Origin of the sequence: Nonomuraea candida (assembly GCF_000725485.1) — a bacterium.
GTDB lineage: Bacteria > Actinomycetota > Actinomycetes > Streptosporangiales > Streptosporangiaceae > Nonomuraea > Nonomuraea candida.
In genome coordinates this window covers 152,377-170,851 of sequence record NZ_JOAG01000006.1, presented here as the reverse complement: position 1 = coordinate 170,851, position 18,475 = coordinate 152,377, and the positions used below count along the sequence as shown (strand labels likewise).

Below are 18,475 nucleotides of genomic sequence, written 5' to 3'. Positions count from 1 at the left end.
CCAACTTCCAGTATCAGGGCATGCGGAATTACGCGGCGGCTTTGAACTTGCCGTCCGATGCGCGCTTGAGCGCGCCGTAGCGTTCGCCTTCGACCACGAACGAGCCGTCCGTGAAGATGTCGATGGCGTGCGGGCTGACGTCGTATTTGCCGACGTAGAGAAGGCCGAAGCCTTGCTGCCAGTTCGCGACACCGCCCGCGCCCAAGTACTGGGCCTTGCGGACGTCCATGAGGTTGCCGACCTCGAAGCCCCAGCGCCGGGTGGCCTTGCCTCCGATGTACTGGGAGGTGTGCCGGCGGATGCCCAACCTGTGGGTGTGGCCCATGATCACGTTGGCGCCTGCCTTGGCGGCGTGGTTGTAGGCCGAGGTTCCGGCGATCTGGGACATGCCCTTGATCTCGTGGCCGTGGATCAGAACGGTGTCCGGACCCACCTTGTGGAAGGGCGGGATCAGCTTCACTCCGAAGCCGTCGAAGTCGAGCAGGCGGCTGAAGTGGAACGCCTGGCTGAACTCAGCCAAGGCGGGTGCCTGATCTTCGAGGTACTGCCTCGGGCGAAGATCATGATTTCCTTCAAGGACGCCGAACTCGCCGGAGTAGACGCTGCGCATCGGCCCGAAGAAGTAGCGCTTGCCGTAGTCGGAGTGCTTGATCACGAGCTGCTCGTACTCGCCGCGCGTGCCCTTGTTCCAGCGGGACGGCGTCGGGTAGTCCATCAGGTCGCCGATCTGGTAGACGGCGTCGGGCTGGTAGTCGCCGATGAACTGGATGACGTTGCGCATGGCGCGCTTGTCCTCGTAGGGCATCTGGGTGTCGCTGATCACGACGATTCGCTTGGTCAGTCCCACAGGCCCTCCTTGGCCAGACGATCAACGGTGTCGCAGTACATGAAGGTCCAGCCCCCGATGTGGGTGGCCCAGACCTTCTCTGCGGTGAGCTTGGCGGCGGTGTGGAAGGCGCAGTCGGCCTCGCACCACAGCCCGTTCTGCTGGCGCTTCTTGTGCCGCTTGAGCGCGGCGTAGCGGGCCCGGATGAGGAGATCGTTCACTCGTCGTCCTCGTCGTCGCCGAGGTCGAGCATCGCCCGCTCCTCGTCGGACAGGGCGTCGTCGTCCCAGATGTAGCCGAGGTTCAGCCACAGGTCGTAGCTGTAGGGGGCCTCGGGGTCCTTCTCGACCTTGAAGCGTCCGCCCTGGACCATGTCCTTGCGGGTGGTGAGGATCTCCTTCACCAGCCTGGCGAGCATGGATTCGAGGGTGGCCGCGTTGGGGATGATCAGCCCCTCATCGACGTGGTAGCACCACCCCTTGGCCTGGAACAGGCCGGCCAGCTCCTCCGGAGCCAGCTCCCACTCTCCGGCGATCTTCACTTGCCAGCCCTTCTGTCGGCGGTGAACAGGATGGTGGGGACGAGCTTGGCGGCCTGGTCGTCGTCGAAGCCGTTCGCCGTCAGCTCGGCGAAGGCGGTCCAGGCGTCCTCTGCGGCCTGCTCGATGAACTCGTGCATCAGTAGGACCGCCCGTTGATGAGGTCGGCCACGTTGTAGCCCCCGACCGGGACGGAGCCGTACTGCTGGTAGAGCGTCTGGGGCTGCTGCGGGGCCGACGACTGCATCGGGGCCTGCATCTGGGCAGGGGCCGGGGTGACGGTGGGGTCAGGGACGACCTGGGCGGGCCTGGCGTGGCGGGCCTTGTTGGTGGCGTAGCCCGCGAAGGCGGACTCGATGGCGTCCTTCAGAAGGCGGAGCTTGTAGCGCAGCATCACGTTGTAGGCGATGCCGTCTTCGACCTCCTCCATCGCGTACTGGATGATCTCCTGGAGGCTCATCAGCTCGAACTTCTGGCCGTGCTCCTCCTCGTACTGCTGCGCGCCGACGCTGAGGATGCGGCCCTGCACGGCGAGGACGGCGTCGAGGACTTCCTTGGCGAGCTGCTCGCTGTTCACTGTGTTACCAACTTCCAGTATCTGGGTATGGGAATGGGGTTCAGGCACCGAGCTTGGCTCGGAGCCCATCTCTGCCATGGGCGGCGTAGAAAGAAGTAACGTCCCCGCCCGTCATCGGGATGGGGCGGACGTTGTCCAGACCGCTGTTGGCGACCTTGGCCACCAGCTCGCGGCCGGGCTCGTCGTCGTCGTGGAGCATGTAGACGGCGTCGAACTGCACCAGCAGCCTTCGCCAGACGTTCTCCCAGGAGTTGGCTCCGGGGATGGCCACGGCGGGCAGGCCGCACATGTCGGCCACGATCGAGTCGAACTCGCCCTCGGTCACGCAGATGTTGCGTGTACCGCGCTGGAGCGCCTCGGTCCCGAACATGCGGGGGATGTCTCCGGCAGTAGAGCGGTACTTGGGTCCGGGGCCTTCACCGAGTCGCCGGAAGCGGATCGAGATGCACTCCCCGAACGGGGTCAGGTAGGGGATGGACAGGTAGCCGCGTACGGACTCGTGGCCGGGGCTAGGAGAACGGACGACGCCGAGTCTGTACCTTGCGATGACCTCTTCGGACAGCATGCGTTCCGGGCCCGTCAGGTAGGCCAAAGCCTCGTCGTCGAGCTGGTCGTGGTACTCCTTCGAGGTCTTCTCCGTAAACGTCCTGGAGGACTGACTGGGGACTATCGCCTTCATCTAGCTCGACTCTCCGCAGCAGCGTGAAGGCGTTGCCCTTCGTGCCGCAGGCGTTGCAGTTGAACGCCTCGTACCGGACGCTGGCCGAGGCTTGGGTGTCGTCGTGGAAAGGGGCAGCGCATCGAGCGCCAACGTCCTCCTTGCTCCACGTGGGGAACGCTCGCTCCGAAGTACTCCAGGAGCGGGGTGATGGGCAGCTCCACTAGCTTCCAACTTCCAGTTTGCGGGCACGCAAAAGGGCAGCCTCCAGCGCTGCCATGACAGCCGGGTTGCCGGGCCGCTTGTCTCGGGTGTGGGGACGGGACAGGTCGCGGGGCGGGGTCGAGCTGTAGTACTTCATCGCTTTCTCCTCTGGCGGCTGTTGTTGTTGGCTTCCTCGGATGCGTAGCGGTACCCGAGGACGTCGATCGCTGGGGGGCGTTCCAGATAGGCGGCGGCGGCCCGAAGGACGTCCGGCCTGTCACGAGCTGCCGTCAGCAGCCGTCCGTTGCACATGCGGCACAGCAGGCCGCGTACGACTCCATCGCGGTGGTCGTGGTCCACCGACAGGCGCTGACGCCTGGTGCCCTGGCAGATGGCGCAGGCGCCATTTTGGGCGACGAACAGCACGTCATACTCGCCGGGCTCCAGCCCGTAGGTCTTGCCGACTCTGCGGCGGTGGTGGGCGTCGGATCGGGCCTTCTTCTGGCAGGTCGAGCAGATCCTGCCGCGCGGCCCGCTGTAGAAGCGCTCTTGGCGGTTGAGACCGCAGCGCTCACATCTCTTCATAGATGCGCCGCTCCGGTGCTCCCTCGGCCTCGACTGCCGTCTTGAACTCCTCCCATACATCGTCGGGCACACCTCCTCCTTGCTCCATGTCGTTGATGAGCATCCGGTCCAGGTCGGCGTTCAGCTCGATCATCAGGTCGCCGGCCGCCGAGGCTTTGCCGCTTCGGTTCTTGAGCACGTACACCCCGAGCGCTCGGCCTTGCGGGGTGAAGGTGTCGGTGTAGGCCAGGCCCAGCACGAGGGTCTGGAGCTTGGTGATCTTTCCTCGGATGTCCTTGAGCTTGAGCGGCTGATCGCCCGACTCGGCGTCTCCCACCACGTGGTGCAGGACGACGACGGCGGCCTCGGTCTTGCGGGCCAGGTCCACCAGGAAGCTCATGGTGGACTCCAGAGAGGTGAAGCCCTCCCCGCCGCTCTCGTCGAAGACGTTGGCGAGGTTGTCGAGAACCAGCAGCTCAGGCCACTTGCCGTACATGTAGGCGTAGGCAAGTACCTCTTCCTCGATGGCCTTCAGAGACGGTGCCGCATCGAAGTCGAACCAGACCCGCGTGAACTCCTTGAGGGCCTTGTCGTACTTGGCTCCCTTCTCTTGCTTGTAGGCGGCTTCGATGTCCTGGACGCGGTCGCCGGTCAGGATCGCGGCTGCTCGGATGGCCTGGGTGACCTCGTCGCTGTCGGCCGACATGTAGATGCCGTGAGCACCTGATCGGATCGCCAGATTCAAGGTGTACGCACTTTTGCCGACACCTGGGGCGGCAGCCACCATGGCGACCTGAGAGCGGCGGAAGTGGACTGTGTTGTCGGCGAGGGTCTGCCACACGACGGGGATGGGGGCACCCGCGGATTTGGCCTTCCGCTTCGCGTGGGTGAGCAGCAGCATTCAGGCGGCCCTGAGCGCCCGCCGCTGCTTGTGCACCGCTTCCACGCGCTTCAAGAATGCGATCTGCATGCCCGACCTCACACGGACAGGGCCGTCCTCGTAGACGTGCTCGACGCCTTCCTCATCCTCGTAGATGCTCGGGGTGTTGAAGAGGACGTCCTTCCACTCGGGTGCGACCAGGTACTTGTACCTGCCCGCTCCTCTGCTCTCGGCTGTCAGCGCACTCAGGCCCGCTAGAGCCCTCAAGACGAGAGTCTGCTTGCATCCGAAGATGTCAGCGAGCGATGCCTTGAGGTCCCAGACGGCTTGGCCGTCGTTGCGCTCCTCGGCGGCGTAGGCGGCAACGGTCCTTGGGACCAGTTCCTTGACTTCGGACTCCAGCTCCTTGACACGGGCCGACCCGATCGCTGCTCGCTCCTCGGCCTCGTGCCAGTACTTCGCCAGGTCCAGACGGGTCAGCTTGACCGGCTGGGCGGACTGCGCAAGTTCGGCCTCTCGGGTCTTAACTGCGAAGTAGGTTTGCGCTGCTGCGATCTCTGGCTTAGTCGGGTCACCGTTCATCACGATCATGTAGCAGGCGAAGCGGGTGAGCCGATAGTCCTTCACGGATCGTTCCCCAAAGCCGACCCGCACATTATGCAGGACCTCCCGAATATTGGCCTGACCTGCGGAAACGCCCTGAGTGTTGGTGATCGCAGTGACGGCGCGATGGACTGCCTTCTCCGCGTCCTTCCATCTGGCATATTTGAATGTCTGACCCATGAGCAGTTCGCGTGCGAACCAGTGCTCGCCCTCCTCGTCTACATGCTTGAGCTCATCGAAGTGGCTGGTCGCGCCCCCGCCGACTTGTAGGTCCGGTGCCGCCTCCAGATCGGGTCCCACGTACCGGTAGACCTGCGCGGGCCTGCCGCCTGTGCTGGGAAACGTGAAGGTCTCGACGGCCATCCCCGGCAGCTCCGCCTCCAACTCCTCCCTTGTGATGCCGAACTTGCGGTAGATCTTGGTGGAATAGACGCCTTTCTTGCCCGCCTCGGCGATGAAGCGTTCGATCTTGTTCATGGTTCTCCTAGTTCATGAGAGGGCAGTGGGGGGCGACGCCGCAGGTGCGGCATGCGTCGCCTGGGTTGGGGAGGAAGAGACCTTGCTCGGCCAGGTTGACCTGGCGGACGAACCAATCCTTGATCAGTTCTTCGTCGAGCGTGGTCAGGTCGATGGGTGGGGTGGGTTTGCCGTCGCGGGTCATGAAGAAGTCGCCGAAGCTGACGTCCTCGTCCAGGACCTCGCGCACGGCTTGGCGGTAGACGATGAGCTGGAAGGGCACAGCCGGCGTCTTGGCCCCGCTTTTGATGTCGCGGACCAGCAGCTCGCCCGTGCGGGTGTCTTGCATGAGCAGGTCGATGTAGCCGCGTACGGCCACGTCGGCGAACTCGATCTCAAAGCCCACCTCGGCGGCGGGCGACCCGTCCGGCAGCAGGTAGGGCCGTAGGCCGTGGTCGCTGAGGTTGTAGTCGATGTAGTCGTACACCTGGGCCAGGCCGCCTTCGTAGCGGTCGCGCAGGTCGTTGACGACCTTCTTCCGGCCGCCTACGAGCCACCGTTCGCGGTCGGGTTCGGCCTCGTCAGCCTTGGCGATCTCCTTTCTCCAGGTGGCCTTGAAGACCTCCTGGGCTTGCTCGACGGGCATCTGCCGGAGGGACTTCTCCCAGGCGTCGGCCGCCTCGTGGATGGCGGTCCCCTGGATGAGCCACCCGGCTGGGAGAGAAGAAAGATGTCGGACGCGCTCCAGTTCGTAGGACAGGCCGCAGCGGGCGATGGACGTGAGGCGGGATACCGATGTTCGTCTGTGCAATAGCGTTTCCAACTTCCAGTTGGGAAGTAAAAATTTTTAAGCTGCGCGCCAGAAGGTGATGAAGACGTCGGGGTCCTCGTCGCACTCGTCGTAGAAGGCGTTGCGGAGTATCACGTCTTGGGGGAGTTGCGAGAGCGCGGCCATGACGTTGGCGACCGTCGCGTTTCCACCGGTGGCGCAGATCTCATAGAGCGTGCCGGCCGGGCCGATGCACTTATCCGCCCGCGCGAAGGTGGCCTCATAGAAGTTCACCATGGAGTCGCCGGTGTAGTCGTCGTTGAAGTCCTCTGGTCCGGTGAATGCCACTCGGCTTTCCTTATCTCTGAGGGGGTGGGCACGGCCCCCTTCCGAGGGGGCCGCGCGCCGTTTATTGCGACTGAGAGGGTTTCAGTGCCTCGCCCACGTCTTTGAGGACCATCTTGATGTGCCAGTTGTCCTCGTTGGCCGGGCGCTCGTAGAACCCGATAGTGCGGTCGTAGTCGATGTCCAGGCCGTCCTCATAGAGGCGGGTAGCCCACCGCAGGCCAGTGTTCAGCTTGGCCAGGGGGACCTGCTGTCCCTGCGCAACCTTGCTGAGGTTACGCAGGTTCGTAATCGGCCCGGTCTGTCTGTGCTCGACATCAACGGTCCAGGGGATGTACTTCTTGTGACTAACGGTCTGCCGACGAAGTCCCATCTTTTCGGCGGCTTGCTGTACCCCGCTGATGGTCACGTTGAAATACGTTGCAATCTCGCGGTAAGTCTTGCCCTCCTCGAACATCCGCCTAAGTACGAGGGGGTCAATCTTGCGATCAGCCATTTCTAGTCCTTATCGGGCATCATGTAATAATTTCAAATTGGTACTCCTGAAGGGGTCACACGGGTGGCCCGATGTTGAACCTGCGTCCGTGTATAAGGGGATGAGTTAGGGGAAGCATCTTTGCGTTCTCATCATTTCGCATTGGGGAAGGGATTCGACAGAAGGCCGAACGTACGGACACGAGATGCGAGCCCGTACGCTCGAAAGCTATCGAATCAGGTTCCAACCCAGAGCCAGTATTGCTCGCACATGCGAGCCCATGGTTTTCGGACGCGGAAGTTTCACGGACCTTTTTATGACTGGGGCGCGGCGAATGACAGCCGTCTTTTTCTCTTCTCCACCTCACGAGACAGGCGGGTCGCTTGCGGCTTAGCTACCTGTCCCGGACCATTCTTCTGGCGATGGTGCCCACTGATTGTCATGTTGCGAGCGCGTCCCCGCTCTGACTCCTGGCCCCCCTTGCGGGGTGTCCGTTCGTCGGCGGTGCGCTGTTGGGATTAAGTTACCAACTTAAAGTTGGCTCGTCAACTCCCGGTTTGTCGTCTTCCCTGGTAGACGCCTTGTCTGACCCTTGCGGGCCGGGCCTTGCGCCTCCCCGGTTGGGGCGACGTCGAGAACGCTACCACGTTCCAGTTGAGGCTGCAACGTTCCAGTTCTTGATCGCTCTGCGTTGCTTCTTTCGCTCTCGGCCATGTGCAGCCATGTGCAGTCGGACCCTTGATGATCTTTTGAAAACGGACATAACAGGACATAAAGGACTGGACGGGGAACCCCTGTGATCTACCTCAAAACAGGCTTCTACCTGGGCGTACGCCCGCAGCGAGCAAGATCATCCTTGAATCTTTATTGACCCCGACATCAACGGCATCTACGCCGAGAACGACGAGATGGCGCTGGGCGCGGTCACCGCGCTGAAGGGCGCCGGCAAGGAGCCGGGCGACATCAAGATCGTCTCGGTGGACGGCACCCGCAGCGCCGTCCAGAGCATCGCCGACGGCTGGCTGTACGCGGTCATCGAGTCCAACCCGCGCTTCGGCCCGCTCGCCTTCGAGACCGCCCGCAAGTTCCTCGACGGCGAGCCGATCCCCGACAAGGTGATCATCTCCGACCGGGACTACGACACGACCAACGCCAAGGACTCACTCGGTGAGGCGTACTGAGTTGACGGCTGATTCCGTGGCCGGGCCGGAGCCCGTGCTGGAGGCCCGGGGCGTCACCAAGCGCTTCCCCGGCGTGCTCGCGCTCGACGGCGTGTCCCTCGCCCTGCGCCCCGGCGAGGTGCACGCGCTCGTCGGCGAGAACGGCGCCGGCAAGTCCACCCTGATCAAGGTCTTCACCGGCGTGTACCGGCCGGACGGCGGAGAGCTGCGCTACCGCGGCGCCCCCGCCGCCTTCGCCACCCCCATGGACGCGCAGCACGCCGGGATCTCCACCATCTACCAGGAGGTCAACCTCGTCCCCATGATGTCGGTGGCCCGCAACCTGCTGCTCGGCCGCGAGCCGCGCGGCAGGTTCGGGGTGATCGACGCCGCCGCCATGTACGGCGAGGCCGAGCGCGTGCTGGCCGGCTACGGCGTCGAGACCGACGTGCGCCGCCCGCTGCGCACGCTCGGCGTCGGGGCGCAGCAGATGGTCGCCCTGGCACGGGCGGTGTCGGTGGACGCCCGCGTCGTCATCATGGACGAGCCCACCTCCTCGCTGGAGCCGCGCGAGGTGGAGACGCTGTTCGGCGTGATCGCGAAGCTGCGCGAGCGCGGCATCGCCGTCATGTACGTCAGCCACCGCCTCGACGAGCTGTACCGCGTGTGCGACCGGGTGACCGTCCTGCGCGACGGCCGCCTGGCGCACACCGGGCCGCTGGCCGGGCTGGACCGGCTCAGGCTCATCGCGCTCATGCTCGGCCGCGACCTCGACGAGGTGCGCTCGGCCGGCCTGACCAGCTTCGACCGCGCGGGCCAGCCCCGCGCGAACGGGCAGGCCCCGGTCGTCGAGGCGCGCGGCCTGACCCGGCGGCACGTCCTCGACGGCGTGGACGTCAGCGTCAGGCCCGGCGAGGTCGTCGGGCTGGGCGGGCTGCTGGGCGCCGGGCGTACCGAGACGGCCAAGGCCATCGTCGGCGCGCTGCCCCTGGACGGCGGGCAGGTGCTCGTCGCCGGGGCGCCCCTGCGCGGCGGCTCCACGGCCGCGGCGATCAGGGCCGGCGTCAGCCTGCTGCCCGAGGACCGCAAGGCCGAGGGCATCATCCCCACCCTGTCCGTGCGCGAGAACATCGCGCTGGCCGCCCTGCCCGCGCTCGGCCGGGCCGGCGTGGTCTCCGAGGCCAGGATCGACAAGGTGGTCGAGATCTTCATGCGGAGGCTGAGGATCAAGGCCGCCTCGCCGCACCAGCTCGTCTCCGAGCTGTCCGGCGGCAACCAGCAGAAGGTGCTGCTGGCCCGCTGGCTGGCCGTGCGGCCCAAGGTGCTGCTGCTGGACGAGCCCACCCGCGGCATCGACGTCGGCGCCAAGGCCGAGGTGCAGGCGCTCATCGACGAGCTGGCGCGCGAAGGGCTCGGCGTGCTGCTCATCTCCTCCGACCTGGAGGAACTGGTCGAGGGCGCCGACCGCATCCTCGTGCTGCGCGAGGGCGCCGTGGTGGGCGAGCTGTCGGGCGACGAGGTGACCGAGGAGAGGATCATGGCCACGATCGCGGAGCAGGCCGATGGCTGAGCTGACCCACGACCGCGGCGGGCGCCCCGCCGGGCGGGCCGCCGTGCTCAAACCGCAGGTCTACGCGTGGGTGCAGGACTACGGCGTGTACGCGGCCGTGCTGGCGCTGCTGCTGTTCAACGTGCTGTTCACCCCGCACTTCCTGGACGCCGCCAACTTCCGCACCCAGCTCGTCCAGGTCACCCCCATCGTGATCGTCTCGCTGGGCATGGCGCTGGTCATCGGCACCCAGGGCATCGACCTGTCGGTCGGCTCCGTGATGGCGCTGGCCGCCGCGCTGACCGTGCTCTACCTCGGCTACGGCTGGCTGCCCGCGCTCGTCGTGGCCGTGATCGGCGGCGCGGTCGTGGGCGCCGCGGGCGGGGCGCTGGTGGCCTACGTCGGGGTGCAGCCGATCGTGGCGACCCTGGCGCTGCTGGTCGGCGTGCGCGGCCTGGCCAACGTGCTGGTGCCGCAGCTCGTCGAGTTCCGCAACCCCGGCCTGATCGCGCTGGGCAGCAGCTCGGTCGCCGGCATCCCGGTCATCGTGCTCATCGCGGCGGCGCTGACCGTGATCGTGCTGTTCGTGGTCCGGCGCACCACGTTCGGGCGGCAGGTGGTCGCCATCGGCGGCAACCGGTCGGCCAGCGAGCTGTCCGGCCTGCCGGTCAAGCGGGTGCTGCTCACCGTGTACGTGATCTCCGGCCTGCTCGCCGCCCTGGCCGGGGTGCTGGCCACGGCCCGGCTGCAGGCCAGCGACCCGACCTCGCTGGGCCAGTTCATCGAGCTGTCGGCGATCACCGCCGTCGTGGTCGGCGGCACCCCGCTGACCGGCGGGCGCATCCGGGTGCTCAGCACGGTCATGGGCGCGCTGCTCATGCAGCTCCTCGCGGCCACGCTGATCAAGCACAACCTCCCGCAGTCGTGGACCCAGATGGTCCAGGCGGTCATCATCCTGGCCGCCGTCTACGCCACCAGGAAGCGGGGAACCCGATGAACCGCGAACAGGTCAGCAGGACGCTCCAGCAGCACGGCGCCGCCATGGTGCTGGGCGTGCTGGTGATCGTGGGCAGCCTGGCCTTCGACTCCTTCGCCACGCCGGAGAACGCCGCCAGCGTGGTCGTCTCGTCCTCGTTCCTGGCGATCATCGCGATCGGCATGACGTTCGTGATCATCAGCGGCGGGATCGACCTGTCGGTGGGCTCGCTGTTCGTGCTGGGCGGGGTGCTGGCCGCCTACGGCTCGCGGTCCGGGCCGCTCGTCGCGCTGCTGCTGCCGCTGGCGGTGTGCGGGGCGGTGGGGCTGCTGCAGGGCCTGGTGATCGCGCGCACGGGGATGGCGCCGTTCATCGTGACCCTGGCCGGGCTGCTCGGCGTGCGCGGGCTGATGCTGGCGATCTCGGACGAGGGCGCCACCACCTACCTCGTCGAGGACCGCGCCTTCGCCGCGCTCGGCCAGGGCCAGCTCCTCGGCCTGTCCTACCCCGTGTACGTCACCGCCGCCCTGGCCCTGGCCGCGATGGTGCTGCTCCAGCGCACCGGCTTCGGCCAGAACGTGTACGCCATCGGCGGCAACGAGCAGGCGGCGGCGCTGATGGGCGTGCCGGTCGCCCGCACGAAGGTGTACGTCTACGTCATGTCCGGCCTGCTGGCCGGCCTGGCCGGCGCCCTGAACGCCGCCCGGCTCTCCTCCGGCGTGACCATCCTCGGCATCGGCCTCGAACTGGACGCCATCGCCGCCGTGGTGATCGGCGGCACCCTGCTGACCGGCGGGGCGGGCGGCATCACCGGGTCGGTGGCCGGGGTGCTGCTGCTCGGGGTCATCCAGAGCCTGATCAACCAGGTGGGCAGCCTGACCTCGGCGTTCCAGCAGGTGGTCAGCGGCGCGTTCCTGGCGTTCGTGGTGGTGGCGCAGCGCCTGCTCAGCAAGGCCCAGCGCCTCACCTGACCGCCCGCCTCCCCGGGGCGGCCCCGCCCCGGGGACCGCACCCCGTCAGCGGACGCGGCCGCGTGGCTTGAGGCGGGTGCCCGGCAGGACGGGCGCGGGGAGCGGCGCGCCGTCGAAGCCCACGACGGTGCCGAACCCCTCGCCCTCCATCCACTCCGCGCGGTAGGCGGCGATCTCGTCGTGGGAGCGCCCCACGAAGTTCCACCACATGACGATCTCCTCGGCGAACGGCTCGCCGCCGATCAGCAGCACCCGCCCGCGCCCCGACAGCCGCACCTCGTCCCGCCCCGGCGGCAGGTACACCAGCGGTCCCCGCTCCACCTCGGCCACCTCGCCGTCGAGCAGCAGCAGCCCGTGCTCGTACGCCGGATCGACCGGCACCGCGCACGCGCCGTCCACCGCGATCTCGGCCCCCACCATCGGGCTGTAGGCGGTGGCGGGCGAGGTCACCCCGCCCAGCGTCCCCATGAGGACGCTCGCCGCGAACCCCGGCCCCGACAGGACCGGCAGCGACGCGTGGTGCTCGAAGTCGGGGGCGACGTCACGGTGCTCGCCGGGCAGCGCCACCCAGAGCTGCACCCCGTGCAGCAGCGTCCCCGGCGACTCCTCCGAGTGCGAGATGCCGCGCCCGGCCGTCATCAGGTTGAGCCGGCCGGGGCGGATCCGCTGCAGGTTGCCCAGGCTGTCGCGGTGCAGCACCTCGCCCGCGAGCAGCCAGCTCACCGTCTGCAGGCCGGTGTGCGGGTGCGGCGGCACCCGCATGGTCGCCGGCTCGGGCCCGTAGGCGTCCACGAAGCACCAGGCGCCGATCATGCGCCGGTACACGCCCGGCAGGGTCCTGCTCACCGCCATCGCGCGCGGACCGCCCAGCGGCACCTCCCGCCCCATCAGCACCTCGCGACCGGCGCCCGCGTCGGCGCCGCCGCGGATCTCCCGCGGCTCAAGCTCCAGGTTGCTCACGCGACGACTGTACGCCCGGGCCACCGCGGGCCGATCGGCACGCCCTCCCCGAGGGTCAGTGGAGCATCTCCCACCAGCCCTCGACCGCCGGGGCGGCGGAGGCGGTCACGGCCTCGCCGGGCCGGGGCACGGCGATCTTGACGTTGCGGGCCTTGGCCTCCCGCCACAACCGCTCCACCGGCTCCGCCCACGGGTGCAGGGCGAGCGTGAACGTGGCCCAGTGCACCGGCAGCAGCAGCTCGCCGCCCAGGTCGAGGTGGGCGTTGACGGCCTCCTCCGGCGTCATGTGCATGTCCGGCCAGGCCGGGCTGTACGCGCCGATCGGCATCAGCGTCAGGTCGAAGGGCCCGTGCGCCGACCCGATGCCCTGATAACCCGCGAAATATCCGGAGTCACCCGCGTAGAACACCCGCCGGGACGCCCCGGCGATCACCCAGGAGCCCCACAGCGTGTCGTTGCGGACCAGGGACCGGCCGGAGAAGTGGCGGGCGGCCGTGGCGACGAAACGCAGCCCGGCGACCTCGGCCTCCTCCTCCCAGTCCAGCTCGATGATCCGGTACGCGGCCACGCCCCACCGCTCCAGGTGCGCCCCGATGCCCAGCGGCACCAGGAACGGCGCCTTCTGCGTGCGGTTCAGCGACTGCACCGTGGCCATGTCGAGGTGGTCGTAGTGGTCGTGGGAGATCGCGATCGCGTCGACCTGGGGCAGCTCGCCCAGCTCCACCGGCAGCGGATGGTGCCGCTTGGGGCCGATCAGCCGCGAGGGGGAGACGCGGTCGGCCCACACCGGGTCGAGCAGCACCCGCCTGCCCTCGATCTCCACCATCGTGGAGGCGTGGCCGTACCAGATCGCCCGCACCCCGTCGGCCGGCGGCGTGTCCGACGGCGGGATCCGCAGCGGGACGGGCCCGGCGGGGTGGCGCTGGTTCTTGTCCTTGGCCAGCTCGGCGAGCATGCCGACGGGCGGCGCGCCGATCGGCCCCGAGGTCGGCTCCGGCATCGTGTTCACGAAGGAGCCGTTCCTGAACTGCGGCGAGCGGCGTATCCTCGACGCCCGCTCCGGTCCCGACGTCAGCGGCCGCACGCCCAGCTCGGCGGGCACCTCACGCAGCGCCCACCCGGCCGCGGCCAGTGCCGCACCGCCCGCGAGGACCCGTCGTGCCGTCCGCATCCCTGCCATCGCCCACACTCCCCTGAAGGTCTTCGCGTCCCGATCAAACCGATCGGGACTCCCCGGCATTCCCATTTCTGCGACGAAGTCGCGACAGGACGACGGACGTGATCGCGCGGCCTCGGAGCGGCGTGGCCGGCGCCGCCCACGCCCCCCCGGCGTGCGGCGATGCGGCCAGGTCGCCAGAACGGCGATCTCGTCCGGTTGGAAGAACCTACCGTTTCCTGCTCCGGCGCCCAACGGCAGCCCCGCGGAAAACCGGCGGCCCCCTGGACGGACGCCGGGAAACCTTCCGGTTCATGGCCGGCATCCAGCGCATATGCCGTCCGCCGCGCCCGCGGCGAACGGTTCCGCGCCACCCGCCCGTGATCCCGCACGGCGTTCGCCCTCACGACCGGGCCGCCGGCGTTCCCCGGCGTCGGCGTTCCCCGGGCGCCGGTGTCCCTCGGGCGTCGGCGTTCCCTGGGCGTCAGCGGTCCTCGGGTGCGCGGTGCGGGAAGGGCCAGGGGTTGGGGCGGCAGCGGCCCAGCGACTTCGACTGCTGCGTCATCACCGGGGCCAGGCGGCCGGGGCCCGGGCAGGAGCGGTGGCGGTGGCCCAGGCCGTGGCCGACCTCGTGACTGATCAGGTAGCGGCGGTAGGCGGCCAGGTCGCCGCCGTACTGGGGGACGCCCGTGGCCCAGCGCAGGGCGTTGATGACCGAGCGGCGGCCGTTCCAGCAGGACAGCTCGCCCCCGGTGCGCAGCGGGCGGCACTGGCGGATGGTCAGGGCGGGGCTGGACAGGGCGACGCGGACCCGTACCGGGCCCCGGTCCACGCGCTGGAAGCGGGCCCAGCCGCGCACGTCGTTGAGCGTGCGGTGCACCTCGGCGGCGAACCCGGCCGGGTCGAACGGCAGCCCCCGCTCCACCTCGACCAGGTACCGCACCACGGCCCCGCGCCCCGGCCTGGCGGGCGCGCCGCCCCCGACCACGGCGTAGCGGCCCGAGGCCGAGTGGGGGACGCGCGCCTCGCCCGGGTGCTCACGATCCCCGGGGGCCAGCGGCCTGGGCGACGGGCTGGGCACCGCCGGCCAGGGCGGCGCCACCGGACCGGACGGAGGCCGCCCGGCGGGCCACGGCGGAACGGGCACGACGGGCCCGGCCCCCGTCGGCGCGGCGGGCGGCGACGGCGGCGACGGCGGCGCGGCCACAGGGCCGCCCGCACACCCGGCGGCGGCCCCGAGCAGCACGACCAGCGCGAGCAGCCCACGCGGTCGCGGCGCGGGCGGGGACGGCCGTGGCGGTGTGAGCGGTCCACCCGGCAGCGGTCCATGCGGTCCATGCGGTCCATGCGGTCGGGGCTCGTGCGGCCGTGGCGGCGCGAGGGCACCGCGTGGGTGTGGTGCGAATGGTGGCAAGGTGGCCTCCCCACGACGTCATGGTGGGGAGGTTTTCGATGTTACGTTGCTCCTTGTCGCTCTTGGTGGGCAGGGTTGGGATCTGTCCGCTGTGGTGGGATTCAGTGGCCGGTGGGCGCGTAGGGCGTGATGTCCAGGGGCGGCGTCTCGCCGAGGGCCAGCGCGGCGGCGATCTCGCCGGTGAACGGGCCGGCCGTCAGCCCGTACGCGCTCAGCCCCGTCGCCACCACGACCCGGTCGGTCAGCGGGCCGATGAGGGCCGAACCGGGGGCGTAGACCGGGCGCAGGCCCACCCGCGTCTCCGTCACCGTCGCGTTGAACAGCCCCGGCGCCACCCGCAGCCCCGCCTCGATGACCTCCTCCAGCCCGCCCATCGTCACGCGCGGCGAGAAGCCCACGTCCTCCACGGTCGCCCCGATCACCACGCGGGAGTCGGGGAAGCCCAGCAGGTACGGGCCGATCCGGGGCAGGACGATCGGCCACCACGCCGTGTCCACGCCCTCCAGCGTCGCGTGCAGGATCTGCCCGCGCCGGGGGAAGACCGGCAGCTCGACGCCCAGGGGCCGGCACACCTCGCCGGTCCACGCGCCGGCGGCCACGATCACCGCGTCGGCCTCGATCGGGACGCCCTCACCGGCCGGCCGCCGCGGCTGCGGCCCGCCCGGCGCGCCGGGGGCGGGGGAGAGGGGCGCGGCCTGCCGCCAGGACCCGTCGGCCGCGCCGGTCGCGGGCGCGGCGGGCCCGCCCTCCCCGGCGCCGCCCTCGGGCGTCGTTTCCAGGGGATACAGGAGTACCTCGCCGCCGGGGGTGAGCGCCGCGGTCCCGGTGAGCACCCGCGCGCCCCGGGCCACGGCGGCGCGCAGGAGCGCCTCGCGTACCGAACAGCCGTCCACCCGGGCCGCGCCGGGCACGAGGAGCGCGCTCAGCGTGTCGGACAGCGGCGGGAACAGCTCGGTCGGGCTGGACACGTCGGTGATCTCGCCCATCTCGGGCGCGTCGGCGTGGCGGCGGCGCAGCAGCGCCCGCACCGGCTCCAGGTCGGCCGGGTCCTCGGCCACCAGCAACGCGCCCACCTTGGCGTAGCCGATGTCCTCGCCCAGCTCCTCCACCAGCGCCGGGTAGCTGCGGGCGCCCTGGCTCGTCAGGCGGTACCACGCGTCGTCCTCCGGATGGTCCACCCACGGGCACACGATGCCCGCGCCCGCCCGCGTCGCCTCGCCCCGGGCGCCGCCGTCCAGCACGGTCACCGCCGCGCCCCTGCGGCTCAGGTGGTAGGCCGCGCCGGCCCCCACGATGCCGCTCCCGATCACCACAACACGCATGGCCCCAATGATCGCAGTCCGGGCGCGCCGGGCCGGTCACCGGATCGGCGCACTTGTCATGCGGATACCCCGTCACGGGAGTCTCCGTGCCTGCGCCGCCCGACGGGCCGGGCGATGGGTCAGGTGGGTGGGTCAGGCGGGCGTGTCCAGGCGCATGCTCTCGCGGACCTGCGAGGGCAGGAACGACGAGCGCGGCCCGGCCAGCGCCGCGTCCATCCGCTCCGCCTGCCCCTTGGTGAACATGTACATCCCGGCGTCCTCGGTGTAGTCCATGTAGTTCATGAACATGTCGCCGTTGGGCCCGTTGTCGCAGCTCACGTGCGGGAACGTGGGAATGCCGCGGTTCTGGCCGGCCTGGTTGGGCGTGTCGTCGACGAAGTCGCTGCCCGAGCAGCCGTCGCCGTCGTCGCCCCAGATGTGGCGCAGGTTGAACCAGTGGCCGATCTCGTGGGTGGCGGTGCGCCCGCCGTCGTACGGGGCCGCGGCCGTGCCCGTCGTGCCGAACGCGCTGTGCTTGATCACGATCCCGTCGGTGGCGGCCGGGCCGCCGGGGAACTGGGCGTACCCGAGCGCGCCGTTCAGCTCGCACACCCACACGTTGAGGTAGCGGTCGGCGGGCCACGCGTCGGACCCGCCCCGCTCGGCGTACTTGACCGCGTCGTCCGGCTCGAACGCCCGGACCGAGGTCTCCTTCCTGATGACCCCGGACGTCGGCTTGCCGTCGGGGTCCTTGTCGGCCAGCTTGAACTCCAGCCGCGCGTCGGCCACGAGCTCCTTCCACACGCCGGGCACCTTGCCGACGTCGGGGTTGGCCTTCCTGAAGTCCTCGTTGAGGACCTTGAGCTGGCTGTCGATCTGCTCCTGGCCGATGTTCTGCTCGGCGGTGGCGTGGACGACGTGGACGACGATCGGGATCGTGACCACCTCCTCACGGCCGGCGGCTCTGGCGTTCTTCCTGGTGAAGGTCTCGTTCTCGATGGCGGCCAGCGCGACCGCGTACCGGGGGGAGGTGGCGACGAGATGGTGGTGGACGGGCATGGTGAAGCAGCGCTCGTTGCTGGGCACGGGGATTCCCTTTCCTGAGGGCGGGGGGCACGCCGGAGGGATGGGGGCGACGCTCCGCCCCCGCCGGGGGATGTTGGCTTTCTCCGTCCGTACCCGTTTTGTAGTTGTTCAATCACGCACAGTCATCGAGTGGCGGCCGGTGGGCCGGGGTCCGGAAGCGTCGTAGGCTGCAGGTCGCACGCGACGCGACGGACAGGAGGCCGAGGTGGCCGGGACGACACAGGCTGACACGACACAGGCCGGGACGACACAGACGGCGACGGCATCGACCGAGGCGACGCCGGCCGAGGTGCCGGCCGAGGTGCCGGCCGAGGTGCCGGCCGAGGTGCCGGCCGAGGTGCCGGCCGAGGTGCTGGCCGAGGTGCTGGCCGAGCTGGCCGCGCTGGAGGACCCCCGGGCACGCGCGGTGAACGAGAGGCACGGCGACGACCACGGCGTCAACCTCGGCAAGCTGCGCGCGCTCGCCAAGCGGCTGAAGACGCAGCAGGAGCTGGCCCGCCGGCTCTGGGAGACCGGCGACACCGCGGCGCGGCTGCTGGCGATGCTCGTGTGCCGCCCGAAGGCGTTCGGGCGGGACGAGCTGGACGCCATGGTGCGCCAGAGCCGCGCCCCCAAGGTGCACGACTGGCTCGTGAACTACGTGGTCAAGAAGAGCCCGTACGCCGAGGAGCTGCGCCTGGCCTGGTCCGCCGACCCCGACCCCGTGGTCGCGAGCGCCGGCTGGGCGCTGACCACCGAACGCGTGGCCAGGAAGCCCGAGGGACTCGACCTCGCCGGGCTGCTCGACGTCATCGAGGCCGAGATGAAGGCCGCCCCCGACCGCCTGCAGTGGGCGATGAACCACTGCCTGGCCCAGATCGGCATCGACCATCCGGAGCACCGCGCTCGCGCGATCGGCATCGGCGAGCGCCTGCAAGTGCTCAAGGACTACCCGACCTCACCGGGCTGCACCTCTCCGTACGCGCCCGTCTGGATCAACGAGATGGTGCGCAGGCAGCAGGCGTAGA

22 protein-coding genes are annotated in these 18,475 nt (G+C 69.4%); 5 read left to right on the top strand and 17 right to left on the bottom strand.

Going from position 1 to position 18,475, the window contains the following annotated elements; translation table 11 throughout:
* Positions 1 to 28: 28 nt before the first annotated feature.
* The 12 genes from IO39_RS06100 to IO39_RS06040 all read right to left on the bottom strand — a co-directional run bounded on the left by IO39_RS06100 (position 29) and on the right by IO39_RS06040 (position 6,916).
* A complete protein-coding gene (locus IO39_RS06100) occupies positions 29 to 847 on the bottom strand; it encodes a metallophosphoesterase (protein WP_211266905.1) in 819 nt (272 codons plus the stop codon).
* Entirely contained in the window at positions 838 to 1,047 is a 210-nt protein-coding gene (locus IO39_RS06095) for a hypothetical protein (RefSeq protein WP_043617246.1), read from the bottom strand. Before IO39_RS06095 ends, IO39_RS06100 begins: the two co-directional genes overlap by 10 nt.
* On the bottom strand, positions 1,044 to 1,367 hold the full coding sequence (locus IO39_RS06090) for a hypothetical protein (RefSeq protein ID WP_043617243.1): 324 nt from the start codon (positions 1,365 to 1,367) through the stop codon (positions 1,044 to 1,046). The genes IO39_RS06095 and IO39_RS06090 overlap by 4 nt, the downstream gene beginning before the upstream one ends.
* Positions 1,364 to 1,504, bottom strand: coding sequence for a hypothetical protein (locus IO39_RS54130; protein WP_157547929.1), 141 nt, complete (start codon positions 1,502 to 1,504; stop codon positions 1,364 to 1,366). Before IO39_RS54130 ends, IO39_RS06090 begins: the two co-directional genes overlap by 4 nt.
* Entirely contained in the window at positions 1,504 to 1,941 is a 438-nt protein-coding gene (locus tag IO39_RS06085; RefSeq protein ID WP_043617240.1) for a hypothetical protein, read from the bottom strand. The genes IO39_RS54130 and IO39_RS06085 overlap by 1 nt, the downstream gene beginning before the upstream one ends.
* Positions 1,942 to 1,981: 40 nt before the next feature.
* On the bottom strand, positions 1,982 to 2,620 hold the full coding sequence (locus tag IO39_RS06080) for a toprim domain-containing protein (protein WP_052422497.1): 639 nt from the start codon (positions 2,618 to 2,620) through the stop codon (positions 1,982 to 1,984).
* A 336-nt stretch (positions 2,621 to 2,956) separates the two neighbouring features.
* On the bottom strand, positions 2,957 to 3,388 hold the full coding sequence (locus IO39_RS52265; protein WP_043617235.1) for an endonuclease VII domain-containing protein: 432 nt from the start codon (positions 3,386 to 3,388) through the stop codon (positions 2,957 to 2,959).
* Positions 3,375 to 4,268, bottom strand: a complete 894-nt coding sequence (locus tag IO39_RS06065) for an AAA family ATPase (protein ID WP_084772340.1) — start codon at positions 4,266 to 4,268, stop codon at positions 3,375 to 3,377. Before IO39_RS06065 ends, IO39_RS52265 begins: the two co-directional genes overlap by 14 nt.
* Positions 4,269 to 5,327, bottom strand: coding sequence for a hypothetical protein (locus tag IO39_RS50305; RefSeq protein ID WP_052422495.1), 1,059 nt, complete (start codon positions 5,325 to 5,327; stop codon positions 4,269 to 4,271). It lies immediately after the preceding gene.
* A 7-nt stretch (positions 5,328 to 5,334) separates the two neighbouring features.
* Positions 5,335 to 6,117 (bottom strand): RecB family exonuclease, encoded by a 783-nt coding sequence (locus IO39_RS50300; RefSeq protein ID WP_169789025.1) that lies wholly within the window; start codon positions 6,115 to 6,117, stop codon positions 5,335 to 5,337.
* A gap of 36 nt (positions 6,118 to 6,153) precedes the next feature.
* Positions 6,154 to 6,423, bottom strand: coding sequence for a hypothetical protein (locus tag IO39_RS06045; protein WP_043617231.1), 270 nt, complete (start codon positions 6,421 to 6,423; stop codon positions 6,154 to 6,156).
* 61 nt (positions 6,424 to 6,484) lie between these two features.
* Complete coding sequence (locus IO39_RS06040) at positions 6,485 to 6,916, bottom strand: hypothetical protein (RefSeq protein WP_043617228.1); 432 nt, start codon at positions 6,914 to 6,916, stop codon at positions 6,485 to 6,487.
* Between the two features lie 839 nt (positions 6,917 to 7,755).
* Here IO39_RS06040 and IO39_RS06035 point away from each other — a divergent pair.
* The 4 genes from IO39_RS06035 to IO39_RS06020 are packed head-to-tail and all read left to right on the top strand — an operon-like array spanning position 7,756 to position 11,551.
* The gene (locus IO39_RS06035; protein ID WP_342671404.1) at positions 7,756 to 8,076 is read left to right on the top strand and encodes a substrate-binding domain-containing protein; all 321 of its coding nucleotides are present in this window, start codon (positions 7,756 to 7,758) and stop codon (positions 8,074 to 8,076) included.
* A 1-nt stretch (position 8,077) separates the two neighbouring features.
* The gene (locus tag IO39_RS06030) at positions 8,078 to 9,625 is read left to right on the top strand and encodes a sugar ABC transporter ATP-binding protein (protein WP_211266904.1); all 1,548 of its coding nucleotides are present in this window, start codon (positions 8,078 to 8,080) and stop codon (positions 9,623 to 9,625) included.
* Positions 9,618 to 10,601: an ABC transporter permease gene (locus IO39_RS06025; RefSeq protein WP_043617223.1), complete on the top strand. Its 984-nt coding sequence runs from the start codon at positions 9,618 to 9,620 to the stop codon at positions 10,599 to 10,601. The genes IO39_RS06030 and IO39_RS06025 overlap by 8 nt, the downstream gene beginning before the upstream one ends.
* Positions 10,598 to 11,551 (top strand): ABC transporter permease, encoded by a 954-nt coding sequence (locus tag IO39_RS06020; RefSeq protein WP_043617221.1) that lies wholly within the window; start codon positions 10,598 to 10,600, stop codon positions 11,549 to 11,551. The genes IO39_RS06025 and IO39_RS06020 overlap by 4 nt, the downstream gene beginning before the upstream one ends.
* 45 nt (positions 11,552 to 11,596) lie before the next feature.
* Here the strand turns inward: IO39_RS06020 and IO39_RS06015 are convergent, their stop codons facing one another.
* The 5 genes from IO39_RS06015 to IO39_RS05995 form a co-directional block, all read right to left on the bottom strand.
* Positions 11,597 to 12,511: a pirin family protein gene (locus IO39_RS06015; RefSeq protein WP_043617218.1), complete on the bottom strand. Its 915-nt coding sequence runs from the start codon at positions 12,509 to 12,511 to the stop codon at positions 11,597 to 11,599.
* Between the two features lie 55 nt (positions 12,512 to 12,566).
* Positions 12,567 to 13,691: an MBL fold metallo-hydrolase gene (locus IO39_RS06010; RefSeq protein ID WP_052422493.1), complete on the bottom strand. Its 1,125-nt coding sequence runs from the start codon at positions 13,689 to 13,691 to the stop codon at positions 12,567 to 12,569.
* 460 nt (positions 13,692 to 14,151) lie between these two features.
* Complete coding sequence (locus IO39_RS06005) at positions 14,152 to 14,748, bottom strand: DUF3152 domain-containing protein (RefSeq protein ID WP_245641828.1); 597 nt, start codon at positions 14,746 to 14,748, stop codon at positions 14,152 to 14,154.
* Between the two features lie 434 nt (positions 14,749 to 15,182).
* Positions 15,183 to 16,403 carry an NAD(P)/FAD-dependent oxidoreductase gene (locus tag IO39_RS06000; RefSeq protein ID WP_043617214.1) on the bottom strand — a complete coding sequence of 407 codons (1,221 nt, stop codon included), beginning with the start codon at positions 16,401 to 16,403 and terminating at the stop codon, positions 15,183 to 15,185.
* Positions 16,404 to 16,535: 132 nt separating this feature from the next.
* The gene (locus IO39_RS05995) at positions 16,536 to 17,468 is read right to left on the bottom strand and encodes a zinc metalloprotease (protein ID WP_211266903.1); all 933 of its coding nucleotides are present in this window, start codon (positions 17,466 to 17,468) and stop codon (positions 16,536 to 16,538) included.
* 364 nt (positions 17,469 to 17,832) lie between these two features.
* Here IO39_RS05995 and IO39_RS05990 point away from each other — a divergent pair, with 364 nt between their 5' ends.
* Positions 17,833 to 18,474, top strand: a complete 642-nt coding sequence (locus IO39_RS05990; RefSeq protein WP_439331470.1) for a DNA alkylation repair protein — start codon at positions 17,833 to 17,835, stop codon at positions 18,472 to 18,474.
* Position 18,475 lies beyond the last annotated feature (1 nt).

Bases quoted from the DNA above. Each gene is read 5' to 3' on its own strand.
- IO39_RS54130 (WP_157547929.1), bottom strand. From the start codon at position 1,504: ATGCACGAGTTCATCGAGCAGGCCGCAGAGGACGCCTGGACCGCCTTC.
- IO39_RS06080 (WP_052422497.1), bottom strand. From the start codon at position 2,620: ATGAAGGCGATAGTCCCCAGTCAGTCCTCCAGGACGTTTACGGAGAAG.
- IO39_RS52265 (WP_043617235.1), bottom strand. From the start codon at position 3,388: ATGAAGAGATGTGAGCGCTGCGGTCTCAACCGCCAAGAGCGCTTCTAC.
- IO39_RS06065 (WP_084772340.1), bottom strand. From the start codon at position 4,268: ATGCTGCTGCTCACCCACGCGAAGCGGAAGGCCAAATCCGCGGGTGCC.
- IO39_RS50305 (WP_052422495.1), bottom strand. From the start codon at position 5,327: ATGAACAAGATCGAACGCTTCATCGCCGAGGCGGGCAAGAAAGGCGTC.
- IO39_RS06040 (WP_043617228.1), bottom strand. From the start codon at position 6,916: ATGGCTGATCGCAAGATTGACCCCCTCGTACTTAGGCGGATGTTCGAG.
- IO39_RS06025 (WP_043617223.1), top strand. From the start codon at position 9,618: ATGGCTGAGCTGACCCACGACCGCGGCGGGCGCCCCGCCGGGCGGGCC.
- IO39_RS06020 (WP_043617221.1), top strand. From the start codon at position 10,598: ATGAACCGCGAACAGGTCAGCAGGACGCTCCAGCAGCACGGCGCCGCC.
- IO39_RS06010 (WP_052422493.1), bottom strand. From the start codon at position 13,691: ATGGCAGGGATGCGGACGGCACGACGGGTCCTCGCGGGCGGTGCGGCA.
- IO39_RS06000 (WP_043617214.1), bottom strand. From the start codon at position 16,403: ATGCGTGTTGTGGTGATCGGGAGCGGCATCGTGGGGGCCGGCGCGGCC.